The sequence below is a fragment of the Actinomyces oris genome, assembly GCF_001553935.1.
In the GTDB taxonomy this organism is placed as follows: domain Bacteria; phylum Actinomycetota; class Actinomycetes; order Actinomycetales; family Actinomycetaceae; genus Actinomyces; species Actinomyces oris_A.
This window is the reverse complement of record NZ_CP014232.1, coordinates 2,101,689-2,117,279: the sequence shown is the minus strand read 5'-3', so window position 1 is coordinate 2,117,279 and position 15,591 is coordinate 2,101,689. Positions and strand designations below refer to the sequence as shown.

Sequence of the window (15,591 nt, the reverse complement as noted above, 5' to 3'; positions counted from 1 at the left end):
GGTCCATACCAGCAGCGGCAATGATTCGTCCGCTGCCCAATCTGCTCCGACGTGCGAAAAAGGGTCCTCGCCGCTCGGATGAGCGACGAGGACCCGGATGGAAGAGCGGCAGGGCCTCACGGTCCCCCGCACCCCAAGGTGGTCCGTACCAGGAGAGGGTCGGCCCCGGGTGGCTCTCAGGCCGAGCCCGGGCGCCGAGCCGGAGGGCCCGAAGGACTCAGATGAGCCCCATGGAGGCCACGGCGTTCTTCTCCTCGACGAGCTCGGCCGCCGAGGCATCGATCTTGGCGCGGGAGAAGTCGTCGATCTCGAGACCCTGGACGATCTTCCACTCCCCGTTCTCCGAGGTGCAGGGGAAGGAGGAGATGATGCCCTCGGGCACGCCGTAGGAGCCATCGGACATGACCGAGGAGGAGGTCCAGGACCCGGAGGTGCCCAGCACCCAGTCGTGCACGTGATCGATGGCCGCAGAGGCCGCCGAGGCCGCCGAGGAGGCGCCACGCGCGTCGATGATGGCGGCGCCGCGCTTAGCGACGGTCGGGATGAAGTCGTCCTCGACCCAGGCCCGGTCGGCCAGGATGTCGGTGATGGGCGAGCCCTTGACGGTGGCCTGGGTCAGGTCGGGGTACTGAGTGGAGGAGTGGTTGCCCCAGACGGTGACCTTGTCGATGTCGGTGACGTGGCAGCCGGCCTTGGTCGCCAGCTGGGCCAGGGCGCGGTTGTGGTCCAGACGGGTCATGGCCGTGAAGCGCGAGGAGGGGATGTCGGGGGCGTGCGAGGCCGCGATGAGGGCGTTGGTGTTGGCGGGGTTGCCCACGACGAGCACCTTGATATCCTCGGCGGCACCGGCGTTGAGGGCCTCACCCTGGGGACCGAAGATGCCGCCGTTGGCGGAGAGCAGGTCGGCGCGCTCCATACCGGCCTTGCGAGGCATGGACCCGACGAGGAAGGCGATGTTGGCGCCCTCGAAAGCGGCCTTGGCGTCGTCGAAGATGTCGACACTGCCCAGGGTCGGGAAGGCGGAGTCGAACAGCTCCATCGCGGTACCCTCAGCGGCCTTGACGGCCGGCGGGATCTCCAGCAGACGGAGGTTGACGCGCTGCTCCGGGCCGAGCAGGGCGCCGGAGGCGATGCGGAACAGCAGGGCGTAGCCGATGTTGCCGGCAGCACCGGTGATGGTGATGTTGACGGGAGCGTTAGCCATCGAGGACTCCTTCGAGACGTGTGTCGTCGCGGGCCGCAGGCGGCAGCCCGGCAGGACAACGCTATGACGTTCGTGCAGGTGAACACACCGATCCACCGTATTTCGTGACTCTCACCACTTCCCGTAGCCATGGAGGTGGGATTCCTCCTGGTAGCCCGAGATCCCAGCGAGATACCCACCGCCCCTGACAACCTCCCGTCCTAGTCGATACGCTGGAGGCCTCCCCCAGCCCATTTCTCGTTTCCAGGACCGTGATGAGCTCACGCCGATCCCCCGCGCCCATCCTCGCGCCACTGCGCCGCGGCTCCCCGCCCCGCCCCACGGTCTCCTCACCGGCCGGGCGTCGCGCAGGCGCCCTCTCCTTCGGTCTGACGCTCCTGGGCGCCCTGGGAGCCGGGTGGTGCCTCATCTGCACCGGACGCGCCCTGGGCGCCCTGCTGAGCTCCTCGTCAGCGGCGGGCCTGCTCGCCCAGGCCCTGGCCGCGGCCGCCGTGAGCGCCACCTGCCAACTGGTGACCCAGCGGGTCGCCCGTTCAAGTGCGCTCACCGAGGAGACGCACCTGCGCCGCCTCACCCTGGCTCACCTGCTGGGGCTGGGCCCGGCACGCGCCGCCGACATCCGCAGCGGTGCGACCGCCTCCCTGCTGACCGACGGCGCAGAGCGGGTGGCCCTCTACCGGCAGACCTTCCTGGCCCCCACACTGGCGGCCGCTGCGGCTCCCCTGCTGGTGCTCATCGAGTTGGCCGCCTTCGTCGACGTCGTTCCCGCCCTGGTCCTGGCGGCGGCCGTCATCGTGGTACCGGCCTTCATCGCCTGGTGCCACTCGCGGCTGCGGGCCTCGTCCTCGAACTCCCGACGGGCGCGGATGCGTCTGGCCGCCGAGTACCTCGACGCGATCCAGGGACTGCGCACCCTCACCCTGGCCCGGGCCGCGGAGCGCACCAGTGCGCGCCTGCGCCTGGAGGGGGAGTCGAACCGACGCGCCGTCATGGGGCTGCTGGCGGGCAACCAGCTCGTCATCCTGCTCACCGACGGCCTGTTCTCGCTCTTCCTCATCTCCGTGGCCGCCGGTCTGGCCCTGATACGCCTGTCCACCGGCGCCATCGACGTCAGTGACGCCTTGGCAATCGTCCTGACCTCCTACGTGCTCCTCGAGCCACTGGACCACGTGGGCGCCTTCTTCTACGTGGGCATGGCCGGAATGGCCAACCAGCGCGCCATCCGCAGGATCCTGTCGCGGCCCCTGCCCCGCTCAACCGCTCATCCCGGGGCCACGGTCTCCTCCCCCATGGCCGCTCAGGCATCCATCGTGCTCGACGACGTCGAGGCCGCCTGGGACGCCGATCCGGTGCTGGAGGGCGTCAATCTGAGCGTGCGCCGTGGTGAGAGCCTGGCGGTGGTCGGCCCCTCAGGGGCGGGCAAATCGACGCTCATGGCGATGCTCGCCGGCAACCTGCTGCCCAGCGGCGGAACCGTGCGCGTCGAGGGCACCGAGCTGAGCGCCGCGACGCAGGACGAGGTGCGTTCGGCCTCCGCGCTAGTGGCGCAGACGACCTGGCTGTTCACTGGGACGATCGCCGACAACCTGCGCCTGGCCCAGCCCTACGCGACGCCGTCGCAGATGTGGCAGGCCCTGGAGGTGGCCCGCCTCGACAAGGAGGTAGCACTCATGCCCGAGGGGCTGGAGACCCAGGTCGGCGAGGCCGGCCTGGGACTGTCGGGCGGTCAGGCCCAGCGCCTGTCCCTGGCCCGCGCCTTCCTGGCCGACCGCCCCGTACTGCTCCTGGACGAACCCACCAGCCAGGTGGATCTCGCCAGCGAGGCTGCCATCGTGGAGTCCCTTGAAAAGCTGGCTCGGGGACGCACCGTCGTCACCATCTCCCACCGCGTCGGAGCGCTGACGGCAGCGGACCGGACGGTGAGGGTTGATGCCGGTACGGTCCACGAGGTCGGTGAAGCCCGGACGCCCAAATCCGCCGGCGCGGCGCCCACTCAGGAAGCCACCGGGGCCGACGGGGCTTCCTCCAAGGCCACCGACGGGGATCACCAGGAGGAGCCGGCATGATCCGATCGATCCAGTCGAGACGGTCCTCGGCGCCCCGCTCGAGGGCAGCCGGCTCGGGGCAGCGCAGCGGGACCGGCCGGGCCGATTCCTCCACGCAGGCGCCTGTCTCCCGCGCGATGCTGGTGCGCTGGCTGCTTCAGGTCACCCGCCCGGTCCTCTCACCGCTGCTGGGCTCCACCCTGTGCCGGATCACCAACATGCTGTGCGGCGTGGCCCTGTTCTCCTTGGGCGCCTACGCCGTGGCCCGGGCAGGGCTGGCGATGACGACTGGCGCACCGGTGCCCGCCATCTGGCCGGTCCTGGCCGTCATGGCGGGGCTGTCCCTGCTCAAGGCGGCCCTGCGCTACGTCGAACAGTTCCTCGGGCACCTGGTCGCCTTCAAGGCCCTCGAGCTGCTGCGCGGCCAGATCTTCCGCTCGCTTATCCCCCGCTCCCCCAGGGTCAGCGCGACATCACGCTCAGGCGACCTGCTGTCGCGGGCCACCAAGGACGTGGACCGGATCGAGGTCTTCTTCGCCCACACCTTTGCTCCGGCGGTCTGCGCCGTCGTCGTACCGATCACGGTGCTCACGGCCATCGGCCTCAAGGTGTCCTGGCTGGTGGCCCTGGCGGCGCTCCCCTTGGTGTTGCTCCAGCTGCTCATCGTGCCCCGCCTGGGGTTCGCCGCCTCAGTGGATGCCTCCCGCTCGGTCTCCGCGGCGCGGGCGGAACTCACCCAGCACGTGACCGACACCGTTCAGGGCATGAGCGAAGTTGTCGGGTACGGGCGCAGCCAGGAGCGTCTCGATGAGATGGCCAGGATCGACGCCGAGATCGCCGGTGCCGCACGGCCAACCGGGCAGTGGGCCGCCGTGAGGCGAGGCCTCAACCAGCTGGCGGGTCTGAGCGCGCCGATCGCCGTCGTTGCCGCGGGTGCGACACTGCCGGCGACCGGCTCGGGCACGGGCATCCCCCTCCTGGCGGCCGCGGCCGCTGCGGTGCTGCGGCTGTCTGAGACCATCCGCGGCGTCGAGGAGCTCTCGAGCGCGCTCAATGCCTCCTTCGCCTCGGCTGAGAGAGTGTGGGAGGTCGTCAACGCCCCGGTGGAGGTGCGCGACGGCGATGAGGAGCTGACTGCCGGCATCTCCCACGAGGTCCTGTGGCAGGACGTCACCTACTCCTACCCCAACACCGCCACCCAGGCGGTCCGCGGCGTCAGCATCAGGGCCAGGGCCGGACGATGGACCTGCATCGTGGGGGCCTCCGGATCGGGCAAGTCCACACTGGCCCAACTGGCGGTGCGCTTCGATGAGCCGGACTCGGGCCGCATCCTCATCGACGGCCAGAACGTGAGCGATCTGCGTGCCGTCAGCCTCTACCAGGAGATCGGCCTGGTGGATCAGCGGGTTCACCTCATGCGGGCCACCATTGCGGACAACGTGCGCCTGGCGGCGCCCTCGGCCACGGACGCCCAGGTGCGCCGGGCGTGCCGAGCGGCCTGCATCGACGAGGACATCGAGGCCCTCAAGGACGGTTACGACACCCTCGTGGGTGAGCGAGGCCAGTCCCTGTCCGGGGGCCAGCGCCAGCGCCTGGCACTGGCCCGCGCACTCCTGGCCCGTCCCGGGGTGCTCATCCTCGATGAGTTCACCTCCCACCTGGATCCTGACCTGGATGAGCGGGTGCGCATCGGGGTGCGCACCTATCTTCCGCAGGCGACGATCATCGAGATCACTCACCGCTTGCAGTGGTCCGAGCAGGCCGACCACGTCGTCGTGATGGATGCGGGGACGATCGTGCAGACGGGGCCGCCGGCCAAGCTCCTGGACGAGCCCGGACCGCTGCGCACACTGATCGGCCGAGGCCGCTGAGAGCGCGGCCAGCCGGACCGGACACCGGGCGGATTCCGGCTGCTTCAGTCAGGTCTCAGGCCGAGATACTGATCGGGCGCCGGGCGTCGATTGACTCCCGGCGCCCGATCGGCTGACTGCGCTGCCCCGGTTCTACTCGCCCGAGCGGGTGGCCGCGGCCGAGGCCTCGAGCTCCTCGGGACTGACGACCCCCTCGACGCTGACCGCGTTGAGGTAGGCCATCCCGTCGAAGGAGAGCTCACGGACGTTCTCCGGGTCGCCCTCGTCGTTGACGGAGCCGCCGGCCATACGGTCCACGATGATGGCGATGGCGCCGTCACCGGTGACGTTCGTGGCGGTACCGAAGGAGTCCAGGGCGATGTAGGTGGCGATCATGAGGGCCACCTGCTGGTCATTGAAGCCGAGCATGGAGGACAGCAGACCGGTGGCCGCCATGATGGCGCCCCCGGGGACACCCGGCGCGGCCACCATCGTGATGCCGAGCATGAAGATGAAGCCGATCCACTGGGTGGTGCTCACGTGCAGGTCCTGGGTGAGGACGATCGCGAAGGCGAAGGAGAAGATCTTCGAGGTCGACCCCGCCAGGTGGATCGTGGCGCACAGGGGGATGGTGAAGGAGGCCACCGCGTCGGAGACGCCGTTCTTCTTCGTCTGACGCAGGGTGACCGGGATCGTGGCCGCTGACGAGGAGGTGCCCAGAGCCGTCAGGTAGGCCGGGAGCATGGTGAGCAGTGCCTTGATTGGGTTGCGGCGGCCGATGAGTCCCGCGGTGAGGAACTGGATGCCCAGGATGACGACCTCGAGGATGAGGACCACGACGACGACGCGCAGGAGCGCCTTCATCACCGCACCGGCCGCCCCGGTGTAGGTGAGGTTGAGGAAGATGCCGAAGATGTGCAGGGGCAGCAGCGGGATGATGAGCCGCTCGATGAGGCGGGTGATGATGGCTCGGAACTCGATGAATCCCTTGCGCAGCACGCCCCGGGGCACCATGGACAGGCCGATGCCCAGGACGAAGGAGAGCAGCAGGGCAGTCATGACCTCGACGGCCGGCGGCATCTCCACCGTGAAGTAGCTGCTCAAAGCCCCCTCCGGCTTGGAGACGTCGGCCAGAGAGGTTCCGGCGAGCAGCCGGGGGAAGGTTGCATAGCACACCAGGAAGGTGAGGAAGCCGGCGAAGAGGGTCGAGGCGTAGGCCAGGGCCGTCGTGACCCCGAGCCACTTGCCGGCCCCGCGCCCCAGGTCGGCGATGGCGGGGGTCACCAGGCCGATGATGATGAGCGGGATGGAGAAGCTAAGGAACTGGCTGAACAGGTCGGAGAAGGTCGCGAAGACATTGCCGACGGGCTTGGGAATGAGCGGGTGACCCCCGATGCGGATCGACCCCAGGAGCAGGGCCAGCAGGATCGCGCCAATGACCCAGGTCAGGATGCTGTGGCTGAGACGATGGGCCAGCGAGGGCGAGGCTGAGGGATTGCTTGACATGGAGGGACCTTCAGGGTGTGAAACGAGATGACAAGACGTCTTGACTGGGGCCAGCGTGCCATACCGCTTGGTCACGGCGCCGCACCGGACCGAAGAATGAGCACTCCCAAGGCACAGATCACACGGAGCGGCGCGCAGCGTCGCCGTGAGAACTCACGCGGAGGGCACAGAGCGCTCCCCGCTCACAGGATGCGGGGCAGGTTGACGTAAGGCGACAGGAGAAGCAGGGCGGCGGCCAGGCCGACGCCGAGGACGACGTCGAACAGGCGGCTGCGCGCCGCCAGCCAGGTGCCGTCGGGGCGCTGGAGGCGGACGATGGCCAGCATGAGGATCCCGGCGGCCGCCCACAGGACGGCGATGCGGCGGTGCCCCAGCAGGGCGATGGCTGGGACAGCCGCCAGGCCAATGGCCACGAGGACGACACAGATGGTGCGGTAGGGCTCCTTGTGCTCGGCCTGCTGGGGATGCGGGTCGTGAGTCACGGGCAGGAGCCTATCGACGCGTGGGGTGCGGGTCCATGACCTTTCTCCGACTGGCACGCCCGCCTGGTGTCCGGCGCGAGGAGCCGGGCACCAGGCGGCGCAGGCGGCCCAGTGGGAGATCAGTGGGAGATCAGTGGGAGAAGTGGCGGGTGCCGGTGAGGTACATGGTGACGCCGGCGGCCTGGGCGGCGTCGATGACCTCCTGGTCACGGATAGAGCCGCCCGGCTGGACGACGGCACGGACCCCGGCGTCGATGAGGACCTGGAGACCGTCGGCGAAGGGGAAGAAGGCGTCGGAGGCGGCCACGGCCCCACGGGCGCGCTGAGGCACGGCCGCGTCGCCAGACGAGTCGCCCAGGACCTCGGCGGCGTCGGCCCCTCCCACGGTCCCCTTCTCCTGCTGGGAGCCGTCGAGTGCGGCGTCGCCGGTGGAGCGGGCCCCCAGGGTGTTGGCCCGCTCGACGGCCAGCTTGCAGGAGTCGACGCGGTTGACCTGCCCCATGCCCACACCGACGGTGGCACCGTCGTGGGCCAGGAGGACCGCGTTGGAGCGCACGGCACGCACCGAGCGCCAGGCGAAGGCCAGATCGGCCAGGAGCGCGTCGTCGGCGGCCGGCCCCGCGGCCAGGGTCCAGGTTGAGGGGGCGTCGCCGGCGGCGTCCAGGACGTCACGCTCCTGGATGACGGCACCTCCCGAGACCTGCTTGATCTCGTAGCCTTCGCGCTGGGGGGCCTCGACGAGGAGCAGGCGGAGGTTCTTCTTGGTGGACAGGATCTCCACGGCCTCGTCGTCGAAGGCGGGGGCGGCGACGACCTCAGTGAAGATCGGCTTGATCTGACGGGCCATCTCGGCGGTGACGACCGTGTTGGTGGCGATGACGCCGCCGTAGGCCGAGACCGGGTCGCAGGCGTGGGCCTTACGGTGGGCCTCGGCGACGTCGCCGGCGGCTGAGACGGCGATGCCGCAGGGGTTGGCGTGCTTGACGACGGCGACCGTGACGGCCTGGCCGTGGTCATAGGCGGCGCGCACGGCTGCGTCGGTGTCGGTGTAGTTGTTGTAGCTCATGGCCTTGCCGTGGAGCTGGCGGGCGCCGGCCACTCCCCCGCTCGCTCCGGCGATGCGGTAGACGGCGGCCCGCTGGTGGGGGTTCTCCCCGTAGCGCAGGCTCGCCAGGCGCTCGTAGCCGACGCCGACGTAGGCCGGCGGTGCGGCCGGCCCGCTGGCTTCGACCTCGGCCGCATCGGCCGAGTCCGTGGCGTGGGAGGCGGCGTCGGCTTCGATCTGGGCGGCCATCCAGGTCGACACGGCCGCGTCGTAGGCGGCGGTGTGGGCGAAGGCCTCGGCGGCCAGGCGGCGGCGGCCGGACAGGGTGAAGCCGCCTTCTCGCACGGCGGCCGCGACGTCCTCGTACCGGCCGGGGCTGGTGACCACGGCGACGGCGGGGTGGTTCTTGGCGGCGGCGCGCACCATCGTCGGGCCGCCGATGTCGATCTGCTCGACACAGGCGTCGAAGGGGGCTCCGGAGGCGACGGTGTCGGTGAAGGGGTAGAGGTTGACGACGACCAGGTCGATGGGGGTCACCCCCAGGGTGGCCAGCTGGTCGAGGTGGTCGGGCTTGCGGCGGTCGGCGAGGATGCCGGCGTGGACGGCCGGGTGGAGGGTCTTGACCCGTCCCTCGAGGCACTCGGGGAAGCCGGTGACCTCCTCCACCGGGGTGACGGCCAGGCCCGCGGCGGCGATGGTGGCGGCGGTGGAGCCGGTGGAGACGATCTCGACGCCGGCGTCGGCCAGGGCGCGGGCGAGCGGGAGGAGGCCGGTCTTGTCGTAGACGGAGATGAGGGCGCGGCGCACGGGGACGCGGTCGGGGCTGACGAGGCCCTCGGTGGGGACGTGGGCGGTGGGGACCGCCTGGTTGGTGGGCTGCGAGGACTGGGACGACGGGGACGTGGACATGGCGCTCCTGGTGTGGCGTGAGGAAGCAGGACGCCCAGGCGGGCGACGTCCCCTTCATGGACGGCCTCGGCCACTCCCCGGTGGTGCCCCACCCTCGCCAGTCGCAGCCGACCTCATCCTATCGGGTGGCCACCACGACGGCATCGGATAAGGCCACCGAGCCTGCCTGACCTGACGTTTTCCATGTCGCTCCCGGCGAATCACCCGACCGAACGGCCTGTTTCCTTGCGGGCGGCTTGAGGGACCGCATACAGTCCACAGCATGACTGCGCCCATCAACATCGCAGCAACACCGGTATATCGGAGAACTCCCCCGGAGCAGTGGCAGGAGGCCGCCTCCGCCTACCGGCGCTGGTGGAGCCGCCACCCGGGATTATCCAGTGCCCTGAACCTTGTGGTGCGCGGAGCCTACGCCTTGATGATCCCGCTGCTCACCGCCGCCCTGGTGATGGTCCCGAGGCTGGCCTACGCCGCCGTGCCGGCGGCCTTCATGGCCGTGTGCCTCATGGTGGTGGCCCTCCTGGCGCGCACACGCACCATCAGCTGGCGCTCGGTTCTGCTCATGTACGGTGTCGGCGCCGCCTGGTCGCTCGTCGTGGCCGCCATCATGAGCTCGGTGCGTACCCGCGCAGGCCTGTCCGTCATGGGCAACGGGATGAGTATCGCCCTGACCATTGCCCTGGAGGTTCTCAGTCCGCTGGTGCCCCTAGTGCTCGTGGTCTTCCTGGCGCCGGGGCGGATGCGCCGCCTGGCGGCCTCCGACTGGGCCCTGCTGGGTTTCGCGGCCGGAGCGGGCCTGACGGCCCTCAACGACGGCATTCGGGCCCTTGAGGAGAGCAGCCTGCTCTCCTCGGTCCTGGGCAACGGGCGCCTTCCCTTCTCCTTCAACCCGTGGACCTCGGGGTCGATGACCCAGGAGAACAGCAACGTCCTGGCCGTCAGCAACCAGGTGAGCACCGCGAACATCACGATGGCGGTGGCGCTGGCGATCACGCTGTGGCGCCTCAAGGACTCCCCGGCCTTCGAAGGGGCTAAGAACCTCGTGTGGCTGCGGATCGTGGCCTGGATCCTGCCGGCGGTGGTCATCCTGCAGTCGGTCAGTGACCACGCCACCTACATCGCCAGGATCGCCCAGCAGCTCGGCCAGAGCGACTCCGGCGGCGGTTTCCCGGCGCTGCTCATGTTCCTGTGGAGGGTCAACGGCGGAGGCCTGAGCGCCATTCCCCTGTCCGTCATCCTCATGGCCGCCTGCCTGCTCCTGGACGCCCACCGCCGCGCCTACGCGGGTGTGCACGGCTGGACGGTGGCCGGGGCGCCGGCTCCCCGCTACCCCAACCTCACCGAGGCGCCGCCCTTCGTGCGCGCCCTCATCGTCTCGGTGGTGGCGCTGGCGAACTTCACCTGGGGTGACCTGGCCGTCACCTGGGGCGCCTACGGGGACCTGCGTCAGGGGCGTTTGTACGCCATGCGGGCGGGGCGAGCCACAGCCGAGCAGGTGCGCGGCGTGCGAGCAGACGCCATGGAGGCTACGACGCCGGGCGCTGAGCCCAATGCCCGCCAGGGCTTCCGCCTGGGGATCCTGGTGGTCAGCGTCGTGCTGTTCCTCCTGTGCTGCATGTACGAAGTGCGCACCGTCTGGCAGCTCGCCCCCGAGCTCAAGGAGACCGAGGACGACCTGTTCCTCTCCGCCCTGCCGCGCCTGTTCTCCCAGTGGTGGAGCGGGTTGAGCGGCACCCAGGGGCTCCTCTACGCGATCGGTGCGCTGGCAACGGTGGCCATGAGCCTGTCCCTGGTCCTGACACTGGGGGCCCCGGGGCGCCGCATCAGCACAGCGCCGTCGTCGAGCAGCCTCCTCAGTCACCTGGCCACTCTCACGCCGGGGCAGGCGTGCCTGGCGCTTCTGGACTTCGCCATGACCTACATGCCGCGCTCGGCCCTGAGCGCCAGTCCCGCCGGTGGCGGAACCGACCTGGCCGCCGAGCTCTCCGTCAACCGGCGGATCCGGGGCGCCGAGAGCTTCTCCGAGAGTCAGGCGCTGTTCACGGCGCGTACCAAGCGGCAGGTGGCGGTCGAGTCTGATATTGCGCGCCTTCGCGAGCTCGCCGAGTCCCTGGGCGTCACCGACGTCGATGCCCTCGAGCCTAGCCGGATCGATGAGACCGTCGCCGATCTGGCCGCCTCCGGGGCCGACTCCCAGGTCGTCGGGCAGATGCGCGACCTGGCCGCCTCAGTATCGGAGCAGCAGTCGGAGATCCTGGACCTGACCCGCCGGCTCAACACCGGTAACGGCGAGCAGTTCGCCATTCTGGAGGGCTTGCGGATCAACGACGACTTCCGGGGTGAGGCCATCGACCAGCGGCCGGTGGACAGCCCCGTCCACGCCCTGGCGCTATCCCCGGCCGGGAACCAGCTGGTCGTCGTCGAGTACCAGGGGGCCGCCCCCACCATTGATGACGACGACGAGACCGACATTCCTCCCCGCAGGCTGCCGGGGCGGGCGGCGCACAAGTCGGCCGACAACGTTCTGGAGCACCTGGCCTCGGACGAGCGCGTCGCGCGGTTCTTCCGGGAGAACCCTGAGCTGTGGCAGGCCATCAAGGAGGGACGCGCACTCCTGGAGGCGAACGTCCTCTACACCCCCATCCCCGGGATGACCTACCGGGCCGGGACCGCGCTCCTGGCGGTGACGCCCGAACTGGTCGAGGGCGTGGATACGGCCGTCAGCTCCTTGAGCAGCGCGGGCACGGCGGCTCGCTGACTGACTGGCTGCTGACTCACCTCTCGCGGTCGTTCTCCCAGTCAGTCTCATCGACGGCGTCCTCGCGCACATCCTGGCGCCGGTAGGCCGCCGGCAGGACCGACTCGGGCAGGGTGTTGCGGGCCCAGGTGCGTGTGTAGGGGTGGGCCAGGACGGCCATGGCCGCCAGGCCGACACCGACCTCGACGAAGACGAGGATGACGGTGTAGAGGACCAGCGGACCGACGCTGCTCATCCGGTTCGGCCCCACGGACCCGGAGGCGGCCAGGCACAACAGGCCCACGCCACCGGCCACGAGGAGGGCGGCCAGACCGGCGGCGCTGAGGGCGTAGCGCACCCGCAGGGCGTTGAGCACCGCTCGACGTCGCCAGGCGGCCACCATGGCGCCGGCCGTCACCACCAGGGGCAGCCACAGGCCCACGCTGCTCAGCGGCGTCGACGGCACCAGCCCCAGCAGCGGCAGGCGTGGGACGGGCCCGGCCACCACCCGGTCGGGGGCGAAGACGGTGCCCGTGCCTACGGAGAAGCCGGCTCCGATGAGCCAGGAGCAGGCCCAGATGACCAGGGTCGGCACCCAGCCGGCCTGAAGCAGGATCAGGCCGGCCATCGCGACGAAGCCGTCCCCGGCCAAGGAGTCGTGCAGGACCGAGACCCGGCCGGCTCCGTTGACGACGGCCGCGACCACCACCAGCAGGCTCAGCAGGCTCAGGGCTCGCGTGGCACCGTAGGCCAGTGACAGGGACGGCCCCAGCCAATGGGGTCGGCGGTCCCACCAGCGGGTCAGGGGCGGCCAGTGGTGGCCGGCGCGCATGAGCTGGATGGCGACGACGACGCCGGTGAGCAGGGCGATGCCGATGACGGCAGGCCAGGTGTCCAGCCCGGCGGGGCCGGTGAGGCAGGCCAGGGCCGCCACGACGGTCGCGGCGACGACGATGGCCGCCCCGGCCGCCGGCCGGGAGGGGCGGGCGCGCCGCACGCAGAACCAGGTCCAGCCCGCCTGCACCAGGGTGAGTCCCAGCAGCGGCAGGCTGAGCACGCCGTCGTCCTCGGAGGTCAGCGCGGTCGAGCCCCCGAAGCCGAGGCTCCACAGGGCGGTCCCGGTGCGCAGGGCGTCGCCTGCGCTGAGGATGGCCGCGGCGTTGAGGCTGGCGGCCGCCTTGGACACGGCGATCGTCGCCAGCACCACCACCAGCCAGACCAGGCCGACCGACTCGACCCCCACGCGCAGGGACCACAGGGCCCAGGACGCCAGGCTGGTGGCTCGCTGCCGCGCCAGGCTCAAGCGCTCACCTCTCCGGCCAGCTGACGGTAGAGCTCGCGGGCGATCTCAGCGGTCTGGCTGGGGGTGCGACCCACCCGGACGCCGGCGGCCTCCAGGGCGATCTTCTTGGCCTCGGCGGTGCCCGAGGACCCGGAGACGATGGCGCCGGCGTGCCCCATCGTGCGGCCCTCGGGTGCGGTGAAGCCGGCGACGTAGGCGACGACCGGCTTGGTCATGTGCTCGCGGATGTAGGCGGCGGCCCGCTCCTCGGCGTCGCCCCCGATCTCACCGATCATGACGACCAGGCGGGTGTCGGGATCGGCCTCGAAGGCGGCCAGGGCGTCAATGTGGGTGGTGCCGACCACAGGGTCCCCACCGATGCCGATGCAGGTGGTGAAGCCCAGGTCGGACAGCTCGTGCATGAGCTGGTAGGTGAGGGTCCCGGACTTGGAGACCAGTCCCAGGGGGCCGGGGCCGGTGATGTCGGGCGGGGTGATGCCCACGTTGGAGCGGGCCGGGGAGATGATGCCGGGGCAGTTGGGGCCGATGATCTGCACGCCGTGGTCGGCCGCGTAGGCGCGCATCCAGGTGGCGTCGGCCACCGGGATGCCCTCGGTGATGACGACGAGGAGGCGCACTCCGGCGTCGACGGCCTCGACGACGGCGCCCTTGGCGAAGGCGGGCGGGACGAAGACGACGCTCACCTCGGCGCCGGTGGCCTCCTTGGCCTCGGCGACGGTGCCGTAGACGGGGACCTCAACGGTTCCGGCCTGGACCTCGCCGGCGCCGGGGCCGATGGGGGCGACGTCGAAGGCGACGGTGGTGCCGGCCTTGCGGGGGTTGACGCCGGCGACGACCTTCGTGCCGGCCGAGAGCATGCGGGTGGTGTGCTTGCGGCCCTCGGAGCCGGTCATGCCCTGGACGATGACGCGGTCAGTCTCAGTCAGGAAGATGCTCATGTCTCAGGCCTCCTTGCCAGCGGGTTGGCCGCTGATCTTCTCGGCGATGGCGGTGACGACGTCGGCGGCCCCGTCCATGGTGTCGACGACGGTGACGCCCTCGATGGCGGCGTCGGCCAGGATGGCGCGACCGGTGTCGGCGTTGTTGCCGTCCAGGCGCACGACGACGGGCTTGGGCAGCCCGCCCAGGGACTCGACGGCGGTCACGATGCCCTGGGCGACGGTGTCGCAGGAGGTGATGCCGCCGAAGACGTTGACGAGGATGGCGCGCACCTGGGGGTCGGAGGCGACGACCTCCAGGCCGGTGGCCATGACCTCGGCCGATGAGCCGCCTCCCAGGTCGAGGAAGTTGGCGGGCTTCATGCCGCCGTGGCGCTCGCCGGCACCGGCGACGACGTCGAGGGTGGACATGACCAGGCCGGCGCCGTTGCCCAGGACCCCGACCTCGCCCTCGAGGCGCACGTAGTTGAGGCCGGCCTCGCGGGCGCGGGCCTCCAGGGGGTCGGTGGCGGCGTTGTCGACGAGCTCGGCGTGGGCGGGGTGGCGGAAGCGGGAGTTGTCGTCGAGGGTGACCTTGCCGTCTAGGGCGATGATGCGGCCGTCGGCGGCCTTGACCAGGGGGTTGACCTCCACGAGGGTGGCGTCCTCGGCGGTGAAGACCTCCCAGAGGCGTTCGATGACGGCGGCGACCTCGTCGGCCAGGGGGCCGGCCTCGAAGCCCGCGGCCTCGACGATCCGGTGGGAGACGGCGGGGGTGATGCCCTCGAGCGGGTCGATGCCGATGCGGGCCAGGGCCTCGGGGCGCTCGACGGCGAGGGTCTCAATGTCCATGCCGCCCTCGCGCGAGCACATGGCCAGGTACTGGCGCTCGGCGCGGTCCAGGAGGATGGAGAAGTAGTACTCGGCGTCCAGGTCGACGCCGTCGGAGATGAGGACGGCGCGCACTGTATGGCCCTTGATGTCCATGCCCAGGATGTCGCGGGCGCGGGCCTCGGCCTCCTCAGCGGTGCGGGCGAGCTTGACGCCGCCGGCCTTGCCGCGGCCGCCGGTCTTGACCTGGGCCTTAACGACCACCAGCTCGCTTCCCGCGTCGAGGAGGGACTGCGCGGCGCTGCGAGCCTCCTCGGGGGTTGTGGCCACGGCGCCGTCGAGCACGGGGACGCCGTGCTGACGGAACAGGTTCCTGGCCTGGTATTCGTAGAGATCCATGCAGCTGATCCTCTCGGGGCATGTGGATGGCTTGCAGGCGCGGGCCGACGTCAGCCGGGCGGGCACCAGTGATGAGCCTAACGTCCCAGTGGCCGGTTGGGAGGGCGGACACGGGCGCGAAGCGGCGGCGTCTCAAACAGCGTGGTCGCAGCGTCTCACGGCGGGGCGTGCGAACCGGGGCCTCCACCGGCCATGAGCGCGGTCGAGAACGTACCTTTCCTACGAGGACTGCGTTGTCCTCCAGATGACTGCGGTCCGGCCCCAGTCGTCTGGAGGAAAAAGCAGTCCCCGTCCGCGATGTACGTTCCCGATCCTGCGCCGCCCACCACCACGCGAATTATCATGAATTGACACGAGGGGCTC

At 70.6% G+C, this 15,591-nt stretch carries 10 protein-coding genes and 1 riboswitch; of the genes, 3 read left to right on the top strand and 7 right to left on the bottom strand.

Features of this window, described 5'->3' with window-relative positions; translation table 11 throughout:
• Positions 1-217 precede the first annotated feature (217 nt).
• On the bottom strand, positions 218-1,204 hold the full coding sequence (locus AXE84_RS08505; protein WP_060957573.1) for a malate dehydrogenase: 987 nt from the start codon (positions 1,202-1,204) through the stop codon (positions 218-220).
• 254 nt (positions 1,205-1,458) lie between these two features.
• Between AXE84_RS08505 and AXE84_RS08500 the strand changes: the two genes are divergently transcribed.
• The gene (locus AXE84_RS08500) at positions 1,459-3,270 is read left to right on the top strand and encodes an ABC transporter ATP-binding protein/permease (protein ID WP_060957572.1); all 1,812 of its coding nucleotides are present in this window, start codon (positions 1,459-1,461) and stop codon (positions 3,268-3,270) included.
• Positions 3,267-5,120: an amino acid ABC transporter ATP-binding/permease protein gene (locus tag AXE84_RS08495; protein ID WP_060957571.1), complete on the top strand. Its 1,854-nt coding sequence runs from the start codon at positions 3,267-3,269 to the stop codon at positions 5,118-5,120. The genes AXE84_RS08500 and AXE84_RS08495 overlap by 4 nt, the downstream gene beginning before the upstream one ends.
• Before the next feature lie 132 nt (positions 5,121-5,252).
• Here AXE84_RS08495 and AXE84_RS08490 read toward each other — a convergent pair whose 3' ends face one another.
• The 3 genes from AXE84_RS08490 to purH all read right to left on the bottom strand — a co-directional run bounded on the left by AXE84_RS08490 (position 5,253) and on the right by purH (position 9,041).
• Complete coding sequence (locus AXE84_RS08490) at positions 5,253-6,605, bottom strand: dicarboxylate/amino acid:cation symporter (protein WP_060957570.1); 1,353 nt, start codon at positions 6,603-6,605, stop codon at positions 5,253-5,255.
• Between the two features lie 182 nt (positions 6,606-6,787).
• Positions 6,788-7,087, bottom strand: a complete 300-nt coding sequence (locus AXE84_RS08485) for a DUF3017 domain-containing protein (RefSeq protein WP_060957569.1) — start codon at positions 7,085-7,087, stop codon at positions 6,788-6,790.
• A gap of 130 nt (positions 7,088-7,217) precedes the next feature.
• On the bottom strand, positions 7,218-9,041 hold the full coding sequence (gene purH / locus AXE84_RS08480) for a bifunctional phosphoribosylaminoimidazolecarboxamide formyltransferase/IMP cyclohydrolase (RefSeq protein ID WP_060957568.1): 1,824 nt from the start codon (positions 9,039-9,041) through the stop codon (positions 7,218-7,220).
• Positions 9,042-9,066: 25 nt separating this feature from the next.
• A riboswitch (ZMP/ZTP riboswitch) is annotated at positions 9,067-9,156 on the bottom strand.
• A gap of 147 nt (positions 9,157-9,303) precedes the next feature.
• Here purH and AXE84_RS08475 point away from each other — a divergent pair.
• Complete coding sequence (locus AXE84_RS08475) at positions 9,304-11,799, top strand: hypothetical protein (protein WP_060957567.1); 2,496 nt, start codon at positions 9,304-9,306, stop codon at positions 11,797-11,799.
• A gap of 16 nt (positions 11,800-11,815) precedes the next feature.
• Here the strand turns inward: AXE84_RS08475 and AXE84_RS08470 are convergent, their stop codons facing one another.
• Genes AXE84_RS08470 through sucC form a run of 3 tightly spaced genes read right to left on the bottom strand, consistent with a single transcriptional unit; the run spans position 11,816 to position 15,228 of the window.
• Positions 11,816-13,081, bottom strand: coding sequence for a DUF6350 family protein (locus AXE84_RS08470; protein WP_060957566.1), 1,266 nt, complete (start codon positions 13,079-13,081; stop codon positions 11,816-11,818).
• Entirely contained in the window at positions 13,078-14,019 is a 942-nt protein-coding gene (gene sucD / locus AXE84_RS08465) for a succinate--CoA ligase subunit alpha (protein WP_009747943.1), read from the bottom strand. The genes AXE84_RS08470 and sucD overlap by 4 nt, the downstream gene beginning before the upstream one ends.
• 3 nt (positions 14,020-14,022) lie before the next feature.
• Positions 14,023-15,228 (bottom strand): ADP-forming succinate--CoA ligase subunit beta, encoded by a 1,206-nt coding sequence (gene sucC, locus AXE84_RS08460; protein WP_060957565.1) that lies wholly within the window; start codon positions 15,226-15,228, stop codon positions 14,023-14,025.
• Between the last annotated feature and the right edge of the window lie 363 nt (positions 15,229-15,591).

Excerpts from the sequence above, each read along its gene's own strand:
- AXE84_RS08505 (WP_060957573.1), bottom strand. The coding sequence starts at position 1,204 with ATGGCTAACGCTCCCGTCAACATCACCATCACCGGTGCTGCCGGCAAC.
- AXE84_RS08500 (WP_060957572.1), top strand. The coding sequence starts at position 1,459 with ATGAGCTCACGCCGATCCCCCGCGCCCATCCTCGCGCCACTGCGCCGC.
- AXE84_RS08495 (WP_060957571.1), top strand. The coding sequence starts at position 3,267 with ATGATCCGATCGATCCAGTCGAGACGGTCCTCGGCGCCCCGCTCGAGG.
- AXE84_RS08490 (WP_060957570.1), bottom strand. The coding sequence starts at position 6,605 with ATGTCAAGCAATCCCTCAGCCTCGCCCTCGCTGGCCCATCGTCTCAGC.
- purH (WP_060957568.1), bottom strand. The coding sequence starts at position 9,041 with ATGTCCACGTCCCCGTCGTCCCAGTCCTCGCAGCCCACCAACCAGGCG.
- AXE84_RS08475 (WP_060957567.1), top strand. The coding sequence starts at position 9,304 with ATGACTGCGCCCATCAACATCGCAGCAACACCGGTATATCGGAGAACT.
- sucD (WP_009747943.1), bottom strand. The coding sequence starts at position 14,019 with ATGAGCATCTTCCTGACTGAGACTGACCGCGTCATCGTCCAGGGCATG.
- sucC (WP_060957565.1), bottom strand. The coding sequence starts at position 15,228 with ATGGATCTCTACGAATACCAGGCCAGGAACCTGTTCCGTCAGCACGGC.